We start from the raw sequence: 19778 nt of genomic DNA, 5'->3' as shown, positions 1-19778 counted from the left end.
AATATGTTCGATCGCCAAAAAGCTACTTGGAAACAGTTGAAGGAGGCGATCGCGCTCTTCTTTAAACAAAAGCGGCCATCCCTTGTCATACGGGAAAATAGCCACCTCCTCATAAATTGCTCTGTTAAGTGATTCTTCTTCGTCCACGACTCACCATTTCTTTGCAACATAACGCCCGCATTTGCGGCTGGTTTGGAGCGCAGCGGAAAACCAGTCCGACAACATGCGCTTGTTATAAGCACGCTACGCCAATGCTCGGCGCAGACTTGCTGAAACATTATATATTTGAACCATGCCACCAATAGTTTTGGATAATTTAACATGGTTATTTGACTCTAATACGTCCAATATGTGGTTGATAATTAAGATTGGTTTATCAATTTTTTCTTGAATGCCTGCGTTTGAATTTATGTCTTCATTGACGATAAGGCTAACGATCTTTTCCAGTATTTCTGAATAGTCAGCGATATAGGACCTAGCGTAGTTATCTAGACCATATGTAGTTACTCTGAAATGGCATGAGTAATTGTCTCCACCACCTCCAAGATATCGAGATACATCAAGGTATCCATTCTGCTCCAATACCTCAATGCAGTCTTTGATTTCAGCTCGACTGAATCCTAGTTTTTCTCCATCCCCGAACAATGACTCTGGATTGATCATAATGTCATCATTTTCAATAGCGTATTCACAAGATTCTTTTAAAACCAAATTATCTGCCTTTGTTAAGCCTCCAATCTCATGATATACAGATATCGTATGTGCAGGAGCCTTGCCCAGCGCTGGTTTATCTGTAGCGCCAAAAATTGAAGACAACACTCGCTTAAAGTTTTGATCGTAATTTTTTAAATCAGGAATTGACTCCCAAAGAGTTGATGTTAGCGATTGAGGAACCTCACAATCATCTAATATAACTGGAATTATCTTTGTACCTTTAGACAGTTTAGCAACAATGCTTGCATTTAACTCTTCACGAACCCACGGCTTTTTTATGCTGTAGTTTGAAAGCACAATAATCACTGCTTGAGCTTCTTTTAAGCCTTCTTCAAAGATCTTATCAACTAGGCTGTCACCTGGCAGCATTTCCCACTTGTCTAGCCAAGCATCCACACCATTCTCACGCAATTTTGTTGCGAAATTTGTTACGAATCTTTCTTTATCTTCACTTGCGTGACTTACAAAAACTTTGGGATGCATAAATACTCCATTTTGTGCTAACAGTGAAGCATTTATTCGCCGTGCGGAGCATGGCGAATAAATGCCTGTTGGACTAAGGCGCGTCCATCAGGCGGCTATTTAATAGGGAATTGTATTGACTGACAGGTGGCCTGAGGTGCCAAACGGCGCATTGGCAGGTCGGGGGGCACGCGCTCTGATCGTCCGTTTCGTCATTATGTCGACACTTCCAAATCCAATTTAACCCAATGTAGCGCGTCTGATGGCTAAAATCCATCATCGGGACGAGCTTATCCATGACTCGCTAGCGAGCCGGTTAGCCAGGTCTGTTGTTGTCGTAGGGCGTTACATCATGCTCGATAGTGTTGCTCCTTGTCGTTAGGCGGCTGATCATGGAGGGGGCGCTGGGGTGTGAGCGTCCCGATCATCCGTAAGGTGGGCTGCTTGCAGTGTGGACAGGTGTAGGTCGGCTCCGCATCGCTGGCGGCTGTATCGACATGGGGGGCCTGGTCAACCATCGCTAGCGCTCGACGGATCTGTACCAGACGTTGCCGTCGGCAGCGATTGGCCAGAAAGCCGTAATGCCGCACTCGCATCAGTCCCCTAGGCAGGACGTGGAGCAGGAAGCGACGCACGAACTCCTCGCCATCCAGAATGAGTTGCTTGTGTCGGTCGTGGTCGCGGTAATCCTTGTAACGTAGGGTCACTTGCTGGTCGTCTACGGCGAGGATACGTGCGTTGCTGATGGCGATCTGGCGCGTGTAGCGCGCCAGGTAGCGTACTACCGCCTGGGTGTGTTCAAGGCAGTCCTTGCTGTAAACCACCCAGTCAGTGGCCATCAGTGTGTTCAATTGAGCATCGACATCGCCGGGCCGGGTAACCCGGTGGAGATCGCCAGCATGGGCGGCCTTGCGCAGAGCGCTCACCATGTGCCCACGGAAGTGGCGTGACAGGGCCCGCACGGGGAACAAGTAGTTGCTTCGCGCTTCATGCCACTTGCCATCGTCACTCAAGGCACCGCCTGGAACCAGACAATGCAGATGCACATGCTGGCTCAGGTTCTGGCCCCAGGTGTGAAGCACCGCGATCATGCCCATTTCGCCGTTGAGGCGTTTTGGGTCTCGTGCAAACGTGCACAGCGTTTGCCAGGCACTCTGGAACAGCCATCGGTGAATCACCTCGGGATGAAGCTGAACCCAGCCATTAAGACTGTGCGGTAGCGTGAATACGACGTGGTAATAGCGCACCGGCAGCATATTGGCCTGCTGACGCTCAGCCCATTGCGCCATGGCGCGGCCCTGACACTGTGGACAGTGACGATCACGACAGCCAAAGTAGCGTGGCTGTACATGAGCGCAGTCAGAGCACTGTAAGACCATCCCACCCATCGCCTTCGTTCGGCAGGCCAGCAGATGGGTACACACCCGTTGGCGCTGGCGATCAAGACCGCTTGGGTCGAGAAAGCGGCTCAATGCCTGTTGCAAGGTAGCGGCCTTAGTCATGGCTCACCTCCAGGGCGGCCACCAGGTCAATATGACACTGATCTCCCCCTTGCTGGTTCGGTAGCCAGTGCAGGTAGCGCATCGTCGACTGGAGGTTACGGTGGCCCAGTAGTCGCTGGAGCTGATGGACGGGCAGGCCTTGCTCCAGAACATGGGTGGCATAGGCATGGCGCAGACTATGGATGCCACCCACCCGCTCGACCCCGGCCAGACGCTTGGCCTGGGTAAAGGCCTTCTGTGGCGCACTGGCATGCAGGGCTTGATCGGGAAACAGAGCGCTCGGGAACAGCCATGTGACTGGCCGATAGGCGCGCCAGTAATCGCGCAAGCGATCAAGCAGGGTCACGGGTAGTAACACCATACGATCCTTGCCGCCCTTGCCCTGCGTCACACGGAGTTGGTAACGCTGGCTGTCGATGTCACTAACTCGCAGGTGGCAGACCTCGGTCACACGCAATCCGCAGCCATAGCACAGTTCGAGCATCATGCGATGCTTGGCGTTTTGGCAGGCGGCCAGGATCCGCCGAACCTCGTCGCGGGTCAGCAGTTCTGGAATCCGCTGCGGTTTTTTGGGGACGGTGAGCGGCACATCAAACGACGGCCACTGCAACACGTGCAAATACAGGAACCGCACGCCGTGCAGATAGACACGGCAACTGGCGGCAGACAAACCGCGCTCCTGAACCAGGTGATTGAAGAAGTGTTGCAGGTCGTCGGTACTCAACGTGTCTGGCGAACGGTGGAAATAACGTGCCAGATCAGTGACCACCATCAGGTAGGTATTGTGGGTACGTTGCGCAAAGCCACGCTGACGTATGGCCGCGATCATCTTCTGTCGCAGGGCAGTCATCGTCGTCACTCCTGTTGATTGACCCACGTGGGTCAATCAATAGTGTGGCCCGATGAGGCGAAAAACGTGATTCGTCAACAGCTACCGCGAAGCGGTTTAGTTCAACAGTGATTATACGCCCTGCCATGAAACCTCAATGAACGTGACATCACAATGACTGAGGTTTCATAGCCACCAAATTGAATCTACCTCATTGATTCTACAGCGTGCAAAGAGAATTTTGGCGATGTAGCCAAAATTCGCGGGCTTGCGCGTTTTGCTCGTCTCAATAATACTGTTTTTAAATACAGCATTATTAAGGCATTCTCCCATGAAACTGATGGAACGCTTGGCATCCTCCCAGCCTAAAGGCTGGAGATTCCTACGGCGCTCAGTGGAGGCATTGAGCCGCCCCTGAGTCGCTTCGGTGGGTTCCTGCTGCTGGCGGCATTACTGCACCGCTCACTTCACAGGCGAACCGGGCGTGCCCCGCCCTTAACACATTGATCGCCCCAACCACGTCGGCGTTTTCCTCGAAACCGCATTCAACGCACAAGAATTGCGCCTGCGTTTTCCGGTTGTCCGCCGAGACATGGCCGCAGCACGGACAGGTGCGGCTCGTGTTCTGCGGCGGCACGGCGACGAGCCATCCGCCTCTCCAGGCCAGCTTGTAGTCCAACTGGCGGCGGAACTCAAACCAGCCTTGATCGAGGATGGACTTGTTCAGGCCGGACTTGGCCCGAACGTTTTTCCCCGGATTTTCGGTGCTGCCTGCCGCTGACCTGGACATATTCTGTACCTGCAAGTCCTCAATACACACCATCGCGTGGTTTTGGCTGATCGCGCTCGAGGCCTTGTGTAGGAAGTCGCGGCGGGCATTGCCGATGCGGGAATGAATACGCTGGACGCGGGCTTTCGCCTTCTTCCAGTTGTTGCTGAACTTCGTCTTGCGGCTCATCGCCTGTTGCGCCTTGCGCAGAGCACCCTCATGCCGCTTGAAGCTGTGAAGCGGCGCGTAGAACGCGCCGTCCGAGAGGGTGACGAAGCGGGTAATGCCCATATCGATACCGATGGCGCTGGTGGCCTGCGGCACCGGTTGCTCGACTTCGCGCTCCGTCTGAATGCTCACGAACCACTTGCCGCCCGACTGGCTCACGGTGACGTTCTTCACCACGCCCAACACCTCGCGACTGTTGCGATAGCGCAGCCAGCCCAGCTTTGGCAGAAACAGGCGGTTGTTGCCATGATCGAGCTTGATCTGTTTTGGGTCGGGATAGCGGAAGCTATCCGACTGGCCCTTCTTCTTGAAGCGCGGGAGGTCCGCCCGCTTAGCGAAGAAGTTGGTGTAGGCCCGCTCCAAATCCTTGAGCGTCTGCTGCAACGGATGCACGGGCGAATCGGCCAGCCATGCGGTTTCCGCGCTATTGCGCCACTCGGTGAGTCGCTTGCACAGACCCGCATAGCCGAGCTTCTTCTCGCCCTGCTCGTAGCGCTCTTTCTGCAACGCCAGCGCCTTGTTGTAGATGAACCGGCACGAGCCAGCGAAGCGGCGTATTTGCCGCGCTTGCTGGCCGTCTGGCATCAGTTCGTACTTGTAGGCTTGGAGGCGTTGCATGGTGATCCGGTTGCTGTAACCATATACAGTATTATAGGACGCCTGCGGCGTCTGCGCTATCCTTCTCCGCCCTGAACGGCAGGGCTTGTCGCGCACTGGGTCAGAAGTCCATTGGGTTAGTGAAGGGCGGTTATGCTTCCATGAAGCCCGTGTGTTCGATCAAGCTAACGCCCCTTGCATCTCCCCCTCTCGCCTCCTACACTGCGCTGAATACTGCTTGACGGGGTGCCGGTGGAACCGGCTGAGATCGCTATACGGCTGGCTGCTGCAGCAAGTCGTCACGGCGGGGCCCGTTGAACCTGATCCGGCTAGTACCGGCGTAGGAATCAAGCGGTGGTTGGGATGCGCCGTGTTCACCTGATACCTTGCCCCAACTCACTCTCCCTTCGCCCGTGCGCCGGTTCGCTGTACCACCGGAGGCATCATGGGCTACCGCTTTACCGATCTCACCACCGCTTGCCAGGACGATTGGCGCGCGTATATCGAGCACGATTTCGTGCGCCAGCTGGGCAACGCCACGCTGCCTGAGGCGTCGTTTCGCCACTACCTGAAGCAGGATTACCTGTTCTTGATCCACTTCGCCCGCGCCTATGCGCTAGCCGCTTACAAAAGCCCCACCCTGGCAGATCTACGCCAGGCCCACGAGGGCCTGAAAGCCATCGTGGACGTGGAGCTGGGCCTGCACGTGGGCTTTTGCCAGGAGTGGGGCATCAGCGAGCAGGAGCTTGCCGAACTCCCTGAAGCCCGCGCCACGCTGGCCTACACCCGCTATGTGCTGGACACCGGCAATCGCGGTGACCTGCTCGATTTGCACGTGGCGCTGGCCCCCTGCCTGGTGGGCTACGGCGAAATCGCCAACTGGCTGAACGCGCAGCCTTCTACGCTGCGCGGCGCGCAAAACCCGTTTGATGCCTGGATCGCCATGTACGAAGGCGAGGAGTTCCAGGCCGCCATGCAGGCGGAGCTTGCGTGGCTCGATGCCCGCCTGGCGGATGTCACCCCCGCCCGCTTTCGTGAGCTGAGCAAAATCTTCCGCGATGCCACCCGCCTGGAAATCGACTTCTGGCAGATGGGTTTAGACCTTTCTGAATAATCTCCTACCACATAGAGCAACCGTCATGACCAAGACCGTCAAAAGCAACACCGCACACTTTTTAGCCGAAACCGCCCAGGTCGATGCCGCCGCCGTGGCGCCGCTGCCCGGCTCGCGCAAGGTGTACGTGGAAGGCTCGCGGCCGGATATTCGCGTGCCATTTCGGGAGATCACCCTCTCGCCCACCAAAACCAGCGGCGCGGATGAGCAGAACCCGCCACTGCTGGTGTACGACACCTCCGGCCCCTACACCGACCCCAGCGCCAACATCGATTTGCGCCAGGGCCTGCCGGAGCTACGCCGGGCCTGGATCGAAGAGCGCAACGACACTGAGTTTCTGGATGGCCCCACCAGCCAGTACGGCCAGCGCCGCGCCAACGACCCCACCCTTGCCCAGCTGCGCTTTGATTTAAGCCGCACACCCCGCCGGGCGAAAGTGGGCAAGAACGTGACCCAGCTGCACTACGCCCGCCAGGGCATCATCACGCCGGAAATGGAGTTCATCGCTCTGCGGGAAAACCAGCGCCGCCAGGCGTTGGGAACGGCAGAAGTAGAGCGCATTCTGGGCCATCAGCATGCGGGCCAGAGCTTCGGTGCCAGCCTGCCCAAGGAGATCACGCCGGAGTTCGTGCGCGATGAGGTGGCTCGTGGCCGGGCGATCATTCCCAACAACATCAACCACCCGGAAAGCGAGCCGATGATCATTGGCCGCAACTTCCTGGTGAAGATCAACGGCAACCTGGGCAACTCGGCGGTCACCTCTTCCATCGAAGAGGAAGTGGACAAGATGACCTGGGGCATCCGCTGGGGTGCGGATACCATCATGGATCTCTCCACCGGCCAGAACATCCATGAAACCCGCGAGTGGATCATCCGCAACTCGCCGGTGCCGATTGGTACGGTGCCCATCTATCAGGCGCTGGAGAAGGTCAACGGCATTGCCGAAAACCTCACCTGGGAGATCTTCCGCGATACGCTGATCGAGCAGGCGGAACAGGGGGTGGATTATTTCACCATTCACGCCGGGGTGCTGCTGCGCTACGTGCCGCTCACCGCCAACCGCGTCACCGGCATTGTCAGCCGTGGCGGCTCCATCATGGCAAAGTGGTGCTTGTATCACCATCAGGAGAGCTTCCTGTATACCCACTTCGAGGAGATCTGCGAGATCTGCAAGCAGTACGATGTGGCGTTCTCGCTGGGCGACGGCCTGCGCCCGGGCTCTATTGCTGATGCAAACGATGAAGCGCAAATGGCGGAGCTGAAAACTCTGGGCGAATTGACCCACATTGCCTGGAAACACGATGTACAGGTGATGATCGAAGGCCCCGGCCACGTGCCCATGCACCTGGTAAAAGAGAACATGGACAAGCAGCTGGAGTACTGCGACGAAGCGCCCTTCTATACCCTTGGGCCGCTGGTAACGGATATCGCCCCCGGCTACGACCACATTACCTCTGGCATTGGGGCGGCGATGATTGGCTGGTTTGGCTGCGCCATGCTCTGCTACGTGACGCCGAAAGAGCACCTTGGCCTGCCCAACAAGGATGACGTGAAAACCGGCATCATCACCTACAAGATTGCCGCCCACGCGGCAGATTTGGCCAAGGGCCATCCGGCGGCACAGCGCCGTGATAACGCGCTCTCTAAAGCGCGCTTCGAGTTCCGCTGGGAAGACCAGTTCAACCTGGGCCTGGACCCGGATACCGCGCGGGAGTACCACGATGAAACCCTGCCGAAGGATTCCGCCAAGGTGGCGCATTTCTGCTCCATGTGCGGGCCGAAGTTCTGCTCGATGAAGATCAGCCAGGAAGTGCGCGACACCTACCGCGACCGCACCCCGGAAAACGCCAGCGAAAGCGATGCCGAAGCAGTGAAGCGCGGTATGCAGGAGCAGGCGGAGAAGTTCCGCCGGGAAGGCAGCGAGCTGTACCAGGAGGTCTGAGCGCTCTCCCCCCGCCTGCGGGCGGGGGGAGCAACCCTCTGGATGTTTGGCCTCTTTGATGTTCGGCTTCTTTTTTTGTTATGTTATAACATATACATTCAATCAAGGAGCCTCACCGTGGGTCTGTTGAAACGCGTACCTTCTCTGCTGGCGGCGGGCATGTTGGCGCTGGGCAGCCTGAACGCCATGGCCGATGAGCCCGCCCTGAACGTGGTGGCCTCGTTCTCGATCATCGAAGACCTGGCCCGCCAGGTTGGCGGCGAACGCATCGCGCTGACCAGCATCGTGGGCGCCAACGACGACACCCACGTTTACGAGCCCACCCCCGCCGACGTTCGCCAGGTGGCGCAGGCAGACGTGGTGCTCATCAATGGCCTGATGTTCGAGGGCTTTCTTACCCGCCTGATCGAGGCCAGCGGTACCGAGGCCAGTGTGGTCACCGTCTCGGAGCACGCGGTGCATCTCGAAGACCCCATGGGCGGGCACTACCACTTTTATGGCGACCGGGCGGTGTTCCATGAAGCGCCCTACGACCCCCACGCGTGGCAGTCGGTGCCCAATGCCAAAGCGTACGTAGTGCGCATTGCCGACGCCTTCTGCGAGGCGGACCCAGAAGGCTGCGATACCTACCGCACCAACCAGCAGCGCTACGATCAGGACCTGGAAGCGCTGGAGCAGGACATCCACGCGCGCATCGCCAGGATTCCCGAATACCGGCGTACCGTGGTGGTGGCTCACCATGCCTTTCGCTACTTCGAAGAGGCCTACGGCGTGCGCTTTCTGGCCCCGCAGGGGGTCTCCACCGAATCCGAAGCCACGGCCGCCCATGTGGCGCAGCTGATCGATGCCATCGAGCAGCAAAGCGCCGTGGCGGTATTTGCCGAAAACATTTCCAACCCTCGGCTGGTCGAGCAAATCGCTCAGGAGGCCGGCCTGTCGCTCAGCGGCACCCTCTACTCGGACGCGCTGTCGCGGGACGATGGCCCGGCGGCCAGTTACCTCGACATGATGCGCCATAACGTCGACACCCTGGTGACGGCGCTGCAGTAGCCACCCAGGTGATTAACCACGCCCCTTCTGGGCTCAAGGAGAGAGAAACGATGACCCCGATGTTTGTAGGCAAAGCGTTGACCGCGCTCGCTTTCGCAATAGGCAGTGCCGCCGTGCAGGCCCACGACCACTCCCATGGTCACTCCAACCATAGCCATGACCATGCCCACGATGAAAACGTCACGGCCTGGCGGCTGGTGGTCGCCGACCAGCAGGATGCCGTGGTCCACGTCATCGACGCCACGGAGAAGTCGCTGCTGGACACCTTCGAGCTGGAAGGCCCGGCGGCGCTGCATCGCACCCGTAGCGGCGAGGCGGTATTTGCCGTGCAAGGAGCGGCAAACACGGTGTCGGTGATCAATACCGGCATCGCTTTCCATGACCACGGCGACCACGCCGATATCGAGGTGGCCGACCCGGCGCTGCTGAGTACGGTTCTGGAAGGAGAGCGCCCCGCCCACTTCATCGAGCGCCAGGGCTACATTGCCCAGTGGTTCGATGGTGAAGACGAGGCCCGCCTGTTCACCGAAAGCAGCCTGTTGGCAGACGCCCCCGAGGTCCGTACGGTGCCGGTGGAGGCAGCGCACCAAGGGGTGGCCGTGCCATTCCACCAGCATGCGGTGGTGACGGTGGTCAACCCGGAAGATGCTTCCCAGCGCCCGGTCGGTGCCAAGGTGCTGGATAGCGATGGCCACCTGGTCGGCGACGAAGTGGCCTGCCCTGGGCTACACGGCGCGGCGGGCTCTGGCAGTCTCTATGCGTTGGCTTGCCACACCGGCCTGCTGCTGATCGCCACGGAAGACGGCACGCCCCAGATCACCCACCTGCCCTACCCTAGCTCCCTGCCGGAAGGCAGTGCTTCCACTCTGTTGGGCGGCACCGGACTACAGTACTTTCTGGGTAACTACGGGCCAGACCGGGTGCTGCTGGTCGACCCCACCGAAGGTGAAGAAGGCTTCCAGCTGGTGCAACTGCCTACCCGTCGCGTGCACTTTGCGGTGGACCCGATTCGCGCCCGCTACGCCTATGTGTTCACCGAAGACGGCCAGCTGCATCAACTGGATGTGCTGAACGGCGAGCTGGCCCAGTCGCTGCGCCTGACCGAGCCCTACTCCATGGATGGCCACTGGAACGACCCGCGCCCACGCATTGCCGTGGCGGGTGAGCATATCGTGGTCACCGACCCCGCTACCGAAACGCTGCACTTCGTCAGTGCGGAAACCTTCGAAAAGGTCGATGAGATGGCCCTTGAAGGCAAGCCGTTCAATATCGTGGCGGTGGGCGGCACCGGCGTCTCTCACGGGCACTAGGCTTTGTACGAAAGGTCGGCGAGCGATGGCCAGACAAGGCAAAAATCGGCGAAAAGACGGAGTTTACAAGGTGTAAATGAGTACTTTGAGCCGACCAACAAAAAGCCCCGCTGTCTGCCTGTGTCGGCAGATCAGCGGGGCGGGGTTCCCTTGATACGAGTTTGTCAGGTCGTTACCTGTACATGATGATGTCAGCAGCAGTCGCGTCAGAAACGATAGCGTAGGCCGATGCTGGCGGCATCGAAGTCATACGCGGATTTGTCCAGGTAGCGCATGTAGTCGGCGCCCAGTGCCAGGTTGTCGGCAATGTCCACTTCCGCGCCAGCGCCATAGGAGAAGCCGCTTTCACGGTCACGGTCGAAATCGACCTCGGTGACACCAGCCAGACCGTAGAGGCGGACATCCGGCGAGACGGGCAGAATACCCTTGGCGTAGACACCGGCCAGATAATCGAGCTCTACGTTGCCATCAGAGCCGCCTGTGCCCAGGTGGCCTTCCAGGGCGAAAAACTCGTTGAACTGAGCACCACCGCGCAGGCGAAGGCCGACATCGTCGCGGGATGAGCCGCGGTCGGGGTCCAGGCTCCAGAACATGGCATCGCCACCCACGTATCCTTGTGGGTATTGGAAAGATTGTTGGGCCTGAGCTGATGCCGCAAAAGTACCGGCGCCTACCAGCAGTGCCGCAGAGGCAAGGGAAAGAACGGACGTTTTCATGGGGTTCACCTCAGTTAAAAAACAGTGTTTCCTTACACTGATCAAGTGTGGCTCAACCCCCGAGAGAACGCAAATGCCGTCCCACGCTTTGCATATAATTTCCTTTTTTCGGCGTCCGGTGGCGTAGGCTAGCGGCCTCTCGACAGGCTGAGCACCACGATGCCCCCCACCACCACCGCGCCGCCCAGCAGCTGGCTGGGGCTGAGCATTTGTCCCAGCACCAGGTAGCCGATCAGCAGCGAAGCCACCGGCTCGAAGTTCATCACGGGGGCGTTGCGCGCCATGTCCAGGCGGGGCACGAAGATGAACAGCACCGAAAACGCGCTGCCGTAAAGCAGTGCCAGCATGATGAGCCCTGCCCAGCCGCTACTGTTATCGGGCAGGCTCATGCCGCCAGGCACTGCCCCCAGTAGCCCGCCAAGAATCATGGCCACGAATACGGTCTGCATGGTGAGCAGGCTACGCAGGGTACTGCCTACGCCTGCCAGGCGGTGCTCGGTGATCCATAGCGCACAGGCAAACGCAAAGGCGGCCAGCAGCCCAAAGCCAATGCCTGCCAACCACTCGGGACCCATGGCATCGGCGTTGGCCAACCAGCTGGGAATATCCAGCACCACCAGCAGGCCAATCAATATGGTGCCCATGATCAGGCAGCTGCGCAGCGAAGGCCTGGGGCCACCCAGCGCCCAGCTAAGCAGCGCCAGTTGAATGGGAAAGGTGTTGACCAGCAACAGGGCAATGACCACCGGCAGGCGAGCCACGGCGGAATACAGGCTGACGCTTTGCAGAGTGATCAACAGCCCCACCACCAGCTGCCAGCGCCAGGCACCGGGCGGCAGCCAGAAGCGCTTTTTCTGCAGCACGAACAGGCTCAGCAGGATCACGCAGGCCACCCCTGAACGCATCAATACCGCCAGCAGCAGCCCCGTACCGTTATCGAAGGCCAGCCGCGCCGACACGTGGTTGGCGGCGAACATGGTGGCCACACACATCATCAGCAGAATGGCGAGATGACGGGGCAAAAGCGCGGGGCTGGAAATCGACGACATAGGAACAAAACGGCTCACGTTAGGTTATATAAGGAACAGGATGACGACATTTTACATAGAAGGCCAACCAAATTCTTCGCTGATTTTCTCAGTCTCTACATGCTAAACTAAAGCCTATCCCCCTTTCCTCCTGACTACTTTACAAAGGTTGTTATGAACGCACGGGTGCTGGTTATCAACTGTGGCTCTTCTTCCATTAAATACGCTTTGATCGATTCAGACCCTCAGGCACCGCGTCTAGCCGGTTTGGCAGAACGTCTGGGCAGCAGCGACGCTCGCCTGAAAGGCAAGAACAGCGCCGGTGAGAGCTTCACCCAGCCGCTGCCCGGCGCCGACCACGGCGAAGCGCTAAGCGCCATTCTGGAGCGCCTGGAAGGCCGCGTTCCCGGTGCCGTGGGCCACCGTATCGTGCATGGAGGAGAGCACTTCACCCAAGCGGCGCTGATCGACGACAGCGTGATTGCCGCCATCGAAACCACCGCAGCCCTGGCCCCGTTGCACAACCCTGCCAATCTGGCGGGTATTGCCGCCACGCGCAAGGTGTTTCCCGAGCTGCCCCAGGTGGCCGTCTTCGACACTGCCTTCCATCAGACACTGCCGCCCCGCGCTTACCGCTACGCGCTGCCGGAAGCGCTGTACACCGAACATGGCATTCGCCGCTACGGCTTTCACGGCACCAGCCATGCGTTCGTCAGCCAGCGCGCCGGGGAACTGAGCAGCCGTGGTGCAGGCGGCTGGCTGACCGCCCACCTGGGCAACGGCTGCTCCACCAGCGCCGTGTGGAACAACCAGAGCCTGGATACCAGCATGGGCCTTACCCCGCTGGAAGGCCTGGTAATGGGCACCCGCAGCGGTGACGTCGACCCCGGCCTGCATGCCCACCTGCATCGCCAACTGGGCTGGTCGGTGGAAGAGATCGATAACGTCCTGAACAAGCAAAGCGGCCTACTGGGCCTTTCCGGCCTGACCAACGACATGCGTGAAGTGGAAGACCAGGCCGTGGCTGGCCACCCCGGTGCCAAGCTGGCGCTGGACGTGTTCTGCTACCGCATCGCCAAGTCGCTGGCGGCGCTGTCCTGTGCATTACCCAGGTTAGACGGCGTGATCTTCACTGGCGGTATTGGCGAAAACTCGTCTATCGTACGTCGTGAAGTGCTGGCGCTGCTGCCCCACTTCGGTTTCAGTATGGACGAAGCCGCCAACGAAGCGACCATTCGCGGCAAAGAAGGCAAATTGGACACCGCGAGCCATAACGGCCCTGAAGTGTGGGTGATCCCCACCGATGAAGAGGGCCGCATTGCCATGGAAACCCGCTACTGTGTGGAGACCCCTTGAATGAACAGCTCTTCCGAGCAACCCCAAGCCATTCTGCTTGTCCCCACCAGCATGGGGGCAGGCTTGACCTCGGCCTGTCTGGGCCTGATTCAAGCGCTGGATACCATTGGCCTGAAAGCTGGCTTTCTGAAGCCGTTCATGCAGAACGAGCTGAACGGCCCGGGCCTTGACCGCTCGACGGCGCTGGTCTCGCGGACGCTGAACCAGCGCCCGCCCTCGCCTATTTCCCAGGCACGCCTGGAGCGGCTGCTGCGCGACGACCAGACCGACGAGCTGATGGAAAACGTCGTCGAGCTTTACGAGCAGGTCACCCAGCAGGCGTACCGCGACGGCAGCGCTCTGGACCTGGTGGTGGTGGAAGGCGTCGTGCCGACCCAGCACACCACCTACGCGACCCAGACCAACGCGCAGTTGGCGCATGCCCTGAACGCCCGCATCATCCTGGTGGGCACCGGCGACTTGAACGAGCCCCAGCACCTGGCGGAAGAGCTGGACATGCACGCACGCAGCTTTGGCGGCGTCAGCTCCAGCCGCACCCTGGGCGGCATTCTGATGCGCATGAAAAACCTGCCCTACGGTCAGGAGGATGATCTTTCCGCTGCACCGGGCACCATCAAGCCGCAGTTGGAAGAGCCGGTACTCAACGAACTGCGACGCTACTCCCCGGCGCTAGCCACCGACCGCTTCCACCTGATTGGCGTGGTACCCTACAGCAAGACCCTGAGCGCTCCGCGCACGCTAGACGTAGCCCGGGCGCTGAATGCCAAGATGCTCAACGAAGGCGAAGCCGCCAGCCGCCGCGTCCTCTCTACCAGCCTGTGTGCCAGAAGTGCGGCCAATGCGCTGCATATCTTCGCGCCGGGTAGTCTGGTGGTGGCTTCCGGCGACCGTGACGACGTGGTGCTGGCCTCGGCGCTGGCCACCATGAACGGCACTCAGCTGGCGGGCGTGCTGCTCACCAACGGGTTCCTTCCCAACGACGGCATGATCGAGATGTGTCGCCCGGCGCTGAAGACCGGCCTGCCGGTGCTGACGGTGGAAACCGACAGCCTGACCACGGCCCAGAACCTCAGCCAGCTCAGCAGCGAAATTCCCATGGACGACTTCGAGCGCGCCGAGCAGGTGGCACGCTACGTGGCGGCACACATGGACCTGGAGTGGCTGAAAGCCAAACTGAGCCGTGGCTACCCCCGCCGCCTGTCGCCGTCGGCGTTCCGCCATCAGTTGGTGAAGCTGGCCCAGCAGGCCAAAAAGCGCATCGTGCTGCCGGAAGGCGACGAGCCGCGCACCATCGAAGCCGCCATCATCTGCCAGCGCCGTGGTATTGCCGACTGCGTTCTGCTAGGCAAGCGGGAGGACATCGAAAGCGTGGCCCACCACCGTGGCCTGACGCTGCCCGACACGCTGACCATCATCGACCCGGAAAGCACCCGCGCCAACTATATCGGCCCCATGGTCGAACGCCGCCGAGGCAAGCTCAACGAGCTGACCGCCGAAGCGCAACTTCAGGACAACGTGGTGCTGGGCACCATGATGCTGCAGCTGGATGAGGTGGACGGCCTGGTGTCGGGCGCGGTACACACCACCGCCAACACGGTTCGCCCGGCGTTTCAGCTGATCAAGACGGCCCCGGAGTACAACCAGGTCTCGTCGATCTTCTTCATGCTGCTGCCCGAGCAAGTGGTGGTGTACGGCGACTGCGCGGTGAACCCGGACCCGGACGCCGAAACCCTGGCGGAAATCGCCCTGCAGAGCGCGCGCTCTGCCGAGGCCTTCGGTATCGAGCCCCGGGTGGCGATGATCAGCTACTCCACCGGCGACTCCGGCACCGGCGCCGACGTGGATAAAGTCCGCGAAGCGACCCGCATCGCCAAGGAGCGCGCGCCGCACCTGGCCATCGACGGCCCGCTGCAGTACGACGCCGCCGCCATCGAAAGCGTGGGCAAGCAGAAAGCTCCCGACTCCCCCGTGGCGGGTAAGGCCACCGTGTTCGTGTTCCCCGACCTCAATACCGGCAACACGACCTACAAGGCCGTTCAGCGTAGCGCCCGAGTGGTCAGCGTTGGCCCCATGCTGCAAGGTTTGAACAAGCCGGTGAACGACCTGTCCCGCGGCGCCCTGGTGGATGATATCGTCTACACCATCGCCCTCACCGCAATCCAGGCCAGCCAGCGGCAAGGCTAGGCACTCGCCGAGCCCTGTATACGTATCCGCTGAAAGCCACGCTAAAAAAACGCCCCGAACAGTTCACTGTTCGGGGCGTTTCAGGTTTTGCGTCAGGTTTAATCGTTGTTAGGCATTACACCCACATGGGCACCATGGCTTCCAGCACCATCACCAAACTCATCGCGGTGATCGTCAGAATGGAGACCCCAAACACTTTCCTGGCCCAGCGAACATCGTCATCTAACCGATAGCCGCGCAGTGCCAGGTAGAGCCAGTACCCGCCCATGACCAGCGCCACACACAGATACCCCATCCCCGCCTGACTGGCCAGGACCAGCGCCAGCGAGGCGGGAATAAACGCCACGATATAGCCCAGGATGTGATGCTTGGCCATTTTGATCCCGTGTACCACCGGCAGTACCGGGATTGATGCCCGCTGATAATCCGCATAGCGGAAAATCGCAATGGCATAGGAGTGCGGCATCTGCCACAGGCAGAAAATCACCAGTAGCATCAGCGCACCGCTATCGAACTGCCCCGTGACGGCACAGTAGCCCACCACCGGGGGCATGGCCCCGGAAAGGCTGCCCACCAGCGTGCCGTACTCGGAGTGGCGCTTCATGTAGAGGCTGTAGACCCCGACATACACGCCCCAGCCAATCACCGCCAGCGCCACCGTCAAGCCATTGGTGCCCAACGCCAGGCACACGACCCCCGCCACGCCCAGCAGCGCCGAAATACCCAGTGCCTGGGTAATCGAGATACGCCCCTTGGCGAGCGGGCGATGGCGCGTACGCGCCATCAGTGCATCGATATCCCGGTCGATGACGTTGTTGCAGGCACAGCCCGAGGCAATGACCAGCGCAATGCCCAGCATCACCGAGGCAAACGTGACGACATCGAAGGTGCCGTGGGCGGCCAGAAAATAGCCCCCCAGCGTGGCGATCAAGTTACCGCCAATGATGCCCGGCTTGGTGAGCGCCAGCAGGTCTCGCCAGCGGCTCGGTGCCACGTTCAGCCGATCATCATGTTGAGATGCAGATGCTGCATGATCCATAAAGAGCCCCCTACCACCAGGACGAGTATCGTCAGTGTGAAAACGAAGGACATTAGATTCCACCCCTCGTCGGCCTTGGTATTCATATGCATGAACATGACCAGCTGGACCAGAATCTGCAGCACGGCTGTTACAGCGATGACCACCACCGTCGCGGCGGTGCTTAGCGCACCGCTCATGACAACCGCAAACGGAATCACGGTTAGCACTAAAGATAGCAGAAGCCCGACAACATACGACTTAACGCTTCCATGGGAAGTCGTTGAATGCGCTGCTGAATGTGATGACGATTGGCTCATGTCAAAGCACCCCCATCAGGTAGACGAACGAGAACACACAGATCCACACGATATCCAGGAAGTGCCAGAACAGGCTGAGGCACAGGATACGCGGGCGCGTCATGGGCGTCAGGCCCTTGGTGGAAAGCTGCACCAGCATCACCAGAATCCATACCAGCCCCACAGTGACGTGCAGGCCATGGGTGCCCACCAGGGTAAAGAAAGACGACAGAAACGCGCTCTGGTCTGGCCCATACCCTTGATGAATCAGGTGATGAAACTCATACACTTCCATGCCGACGAAGGCAGCCCCCAGGGCAAAGGTGACCGCCAGCCACGCCTTGACCTGCCCCACCCGCTCGGCATTCATGGCCAACACGCCCATGCCAAAGGTAAAACTGCTGAACAGCAGCAGAAAGGTTTCGACCAGCACGAACGGCAGCTCGAAAATATCGGCAGCCGTAGGCCCCGCCGCCGTGCCCTTCATGAGCACGGCATAAGTGGCAAACAGTGACCCGAAGATCACCAGGTCGCTCATCAGGTAGACCCAGAAGCCAAAGACCTTGGTGCCTGCGGCATCGTGATGTTCGTGGGGCTCTACGATGGCCCCGTGATGTAAGGTATCCGTGGCCATTACGCTCGCGCCTCCACATAGTTGGTTTGTTCGCTATCGACAGCGCTGCTGGATGCCGAGGTTTTGCGGCGCTGATGTTCACGCTCGATACGCTCCACTTCGGCAGCGGGCACGTAGTAGTCGATGTCATCGTTGAACACACGGGCGAGGAAACTCACCACCACGCCCAACGCACCGACGCCCGCCAGCCACCAGATGTGCCACACCAGCGCAAAACCCAGCACCAGTGCGAAGAGGCTGATCACCGGGCCGACTACGGTATTACGGGGCATGTGGATATCGGTGTAGGGCGCGTCTTCGAGCTGTTCGTTACTGCGCTGTTTTTGCGACCAGAAGCTGTCGATGTCGCCCACTTCCGGCAAACGGGCAAAGTTGTAGAACGGCGCGGGGGAAGACGTGGACCACTCCAGCGTGCGGCCATCCCAGGGGTCGCCGGTCAGGTCGGCATTGAGCTTGCGGTCGCGCACGCTGACCCAGAACTGAATCACGGTGCAGGCAATGCCCATCATGATGATCACGGCACCCACCCAGGCCAGAATCATCCAGGGCTGCCATTCAGGGTTGGCGTAGGACTGCATGCGACGCACGGCACCGAAGAAGCTCAGCACGTAAAGCGGCATGAAGGCGACGTAGAAACCGATGAACCAGCACCAGAACGAACGCTTGCCCCACTTTTCGCTCAGCGTGAAGCCGAACGCTTTGGGGAACCAGTAGGTCAGGCCCGCCATCATGCCGAACACCACGCCGCCGATGATGACGTTGTGGAAGTGGGCAATCACGAACAGGCTGTTGTGCAGGACGAAGTTGGCTGCTGGCAGCGCCAGCATCACGCCGGTCATGCCGCCCAGGGTAAAGGTGATGATGAACCCCAGGGTCCATAGCACCGGCGAGGTCAGCTCCAGGCTGCCACGGAAGATGGTGAACAGCCAGTTGAACACTTTCACCCCGGTGGGGATGGCAATGATCATGGTCATGATGCCGAAGAAGGCGTTGACGTTGGCCCCGGCGCCCATGGTGAAGAAGTGGTGCAACCAGACGATGAACGACAGCAGCGTGATGGCCACGGTGGCCCACACCATGGTCTTGTAACCGAACAGGCGCTTACGGGCGAAGGTCGCGATGACTTCCGAGAACACGCCAAAGGCGGGCAGGATCAGAATGTACACTTCCGGGTGGCCCCAGGCCCAGATGAGGTTGACGTACATCATCATGTTGCCGCCAAAGTCATTGGTGAAGAAGTGCATGCCGAAGTAGCGATCCAGCGTCAGCAGGGCAATGGTCGCGGTCAGAATGGGGAACGAGGCAATGATCAGGATATTGGCGCACAGCGATGTCCAGGTGAAGATCGGCATGCGGAACAGGGTCATGCCTTTGGTGCGCATTTTCAGGATCGTGACGAAGAAGTTGATGCCGGTGAGCGTCGTGCCTATCCCGGATATCTGCAAGGCCCATATCCAGTAATCGACCCCCACCCCAGGGCTAAACTCTATCCCCGATAAAGGCGCATAAGCGAGCCAGCCGGTCTTGGCGAACTCCCCCACCACCAGTGAGATGTTCACCAGCACCGCAGAGACCGCAAACAGCCAGAAGCTCAAGTTGTTGAGAAACGGAAAAGCCACGTCGCGGGCGCCTATCTGAAGTGGCACCACCAGGTTCATCAGGCCGATGACCATGGGCATCGCAACGAAGAAGATCATGATCACGCCGTGGGCGGTAAAGATCTGATCGTAATGTTCAGGAGGGAGATAACCTGCGGCACCCCCGGCCGCCAAGGCCAGTTGGGTACGCATCATGATGGCATCGGCAAAGCCACGCAGCAGCATGACCAGGGCCACCACAAAATACATGATACCGAGCTTCTTGTGGTCGACGGAGGTGAACCACTCGTTCCACAGCCAGCCCCACTTGCGGTAATAGGTGAGCGCGCCAAGCAGCGCCGCACCGCCAATCGCCATGAACGCCGCCACGACCATGATGATCGGTTCGTGATACGGAATGGCGTCGAGCGTCAATTTTCCAAACATGT

Annotated in this window: 16 protein-coding genes and 1 riboswitch; of the genes, 6 read left to right on the top strand and 10 right to left on the bottom strand. The window is 59.5% G+C overall.

The window, feature by feature from the left end; translation table 11 throughout:
* Nucleotides 1–243: 243 nt before the first annotated feature.
* The 4 genes from B7L72_RS16180 to B7L72_RS16165 form a co-directional block, all read right to left on the bottom strand.
* Complete coding sequence (locus tag B7L72_RS16180; RefSeq protein ID WP_081195524.1) at nt 244–1197, bottom strand: toll/interleukin-1 receptor domain-containing protein; 954 nt, start codon at nt 1195–1197, stop codon at nt 244–246.
* A 329-nt stretch (nt 1198–1526) separates the two neighbouring features.
* Nucleotides 1527–2678 (bottom strand): IS91 family transposase, encoded by a 1152-nt coding sequence (locus B7L72_RS16175; RefSeq protein WP_081195522.1) that lies wholly within the window; start codon nt 2676–2678, stop codon nt 1527–1529.
* Nucleotides 2671–3528 (bottom strand): site-specific integrase, encoded by an 858-nt coding sequence (locus B7L72_RS16170; RefSeq protein WP_081195520.1) that lies wholly within the window; start codon nt 3526–3528, stop codon nt 2671–2673. The genes B7L72_RS16175 and B7L72_RS16170 overlap by 8 nt, the downstream gene beginning before the upstream one ends.
* Before the next feature lie 370 nt (nt 3529–3898).
* The gene (locus B7L72_RS16165; RefSeq protein WP_081195518.1) at nt 3899–5122 is read right to left on the bottom strand and encodes an RNA-guided endonuclease TnpB family protein; all 1224 of its coding nucleotides are present in this window, start codon (nt 5120–5122) and stop codon (nt 3899–3901) included.
* Between the two features lie 211 nt (nt 5123–5333).
* Nucleotides 5334–5465: riboswitch (TPP riboswitch) on the top strand.
* A gap of 81 nt (nt 5466–5546) precedes the next feature.
* On the opposite strand from B7L72_RS16165, the gene tenA reads away from it, so the two are divergent.
* The 4 genes from tenA to aztD all read left to right on the top strand — a co-directional run bounded on the left by tenA (nt 5547) and on the right by aztD (nt 10517).
* Nucleotides 5547–6215, top strand: coding sequence for a thiaminase II (gene tenA, locus B7L72_RS16160; RefSeq protein ID WP_081195516.1), 669 nt, complete (start codon nt 5547–5549; stop codon nt 6213–6215).
* A 25-nt stretch (nt 6216–6240) separates the two neighbouring features.
* Nucleotides 6241–8157, top strand: coding sequence for a phosphomethylpyrimidine synthase ThiC (thiC, locus tag B7L72_RS16155; protein ID WP_081195514.1), 1917 nt, complete (start codon nt 6241–6243; stop codon nt 8155–8157).
* Nucleotides 8158–8274: 117 nt separating this feature from the next.
* Complete coding sequence (aztC, locus tag B7L72_RS16150) at nt 8275–9207, top strand: zinc ABC transporter substrate-binding protein AztC (RefSeq protein ID WP_081195512.1); 933 nt, start codon at nt 8275–8277, stop codon at nt 9205–9207.
* A gap of 50 nt (nt 9208–9257) precedes the next feature.
* Nucleotides 9258–10517 (top strand): zinc metallochaperone AztD, encoded by a 1260-nt coding sequence (gene aztD / locus B7L72_RS16145; RefSeq protein ID WP_081195510.1) that lies wholly within the window; start codon nt 9258–9260, stop codon nt 10515–10517.
* A gap of 206 nt (nt 10518–10723) precedes the next feature.
* Here aztD and B7L72_RS16140 read toward each other — a convergent pair whose 3' ends face one another.
* Both B7L72_RS16140 and B7L72_RS16135 read right to left on the bottom strand, forming a co-directional pair.
* Nucleotides 10724–11233 carry a porin family protein gene (locus tag B7L72_RS16140; protein ID WP_039176693.1) on the bottom strand — a complete coding sequence of 170 codons (510 nt, stop codon included), beginning with the start codon at nt 11231–11233 and terminating at the stop codon, nt 10724–10726.
* A gap of 128 nt (nt 11234–11361) precedes the next feature.
* Nucleotides 11362–12282: an EamA family transporter gene (locus tag B7L72_RS16135; RefSeq protein WP_081195508.1), complete on the bottom strand. Its 921-nt coding sequence runs from the start codon at nt 12280–12282 to the stop codon at nt 11362–11364.
* Nucleotides 12283–12435: 153 nt separating this feature from the next.
* Here B7L72_RS16135 and B7L72_RS16130 point away from each other — a divergent pair, with 153 nt between their 5' ends.
* Both B7L72_RS16130 and pta read left to right on the top strand, forming a co-directional pair.
* Complete coding sequence (locus B7L72_RS16130) at nt 12436–13617, top strand: acetate/propionate family kinase (protein WP_081195506.1); 1182 nt, start codon at nt 12436–12438, stop codon at nt 13615–13617.
* Nucleotides 13618–15801 (top strand): phosphate acetyltransferase, encoded by a 2184-nt coding sequence (gene pta, locus B7L72_RS16125; RefSeq protein ID WP_081195504.1) that lies wholly within the window; start codon nt 13618–13620, stop codon nt 15799–15801.
* Nucleotides 15802–15916: 115 nt separating this feature from the next.
* Here the strand turns inward: pta and cyoE are convergent, their stop codons facing one another.
* The 4 genes from cyoE to cyoB are packed head-to-tail and all read right to left on the bottom strand — an operon-like array spanning nt 15917 to nt 19776.
* Nucleotides 15917–16840 carry a heme o synthase gene (gene cyoE / locus B7L72_RS16120; RefSeq protein ID WP_026001798.1) on the bottom strand — a complete coding sequence of 308 codons (924 nt, stop codon included), beginning with the start codon at nt 16838–16840 and terminating at the stop codon, nt 15917–15919.
* A complete protein-coding gene (gene cyoD / locus B7L72_RS16115; RefSeq protein ID WP_026001799.1) occupies nt 16798–17139 on the bottom strand; it encodes a cytochrome o ubiquinol oxidase subunit IV in 342 nt (113 codons plus the stop codon). The genes cyoE and cyoD overlap by 43 nt, the downstream gene beginning before the upstream one ends.
* Nucleotide 17140: 1 nt before the next feature.
* Nucleotides 17141–17752, bottom strand: a complete 612-nt coding sequence (gene cyoC / locus B7L72_RS16110; RefSeq protein ID WP_081195502.1) for a cytochrome o ubiquinol oxidase subunit III — start codon at nt 17750–17752, stop codon at nt 17141–17143.
* The gene (cyoB, locus tag B7L72_RS16105; RefSeq protein ID WP_081195500.1) at nt 17752–19776 is read right to left on the bottom strand and encodes a cytochrome o ubiquinol oxidase subunit I; all 2025 of its coding nucleotides are present in this window, start codon (nt 19774–19776) and stop codon (nt 17752–17754) included. Before cyoB ends, cyoC begins: the two co-directional genes overlap by 1 nt.
* Nucleotides 19777–19778: the final 2 nt, after the last annotated feature.

This window comes from Halomonas sp. BC1 (assembly GCF_002078135.1).
GTDB lineage: Bacteria > Pseudomonadota > Gammaproteobacteria > Pseudomonadales > Halomonadaceae > Vreelandella > Vreelandella stevensii.
The sequence above is the reverse complement of the archived record's forward strand: the minus strand, read 5'-3'. Positions and strand labels throughout refer to the sequence as shown.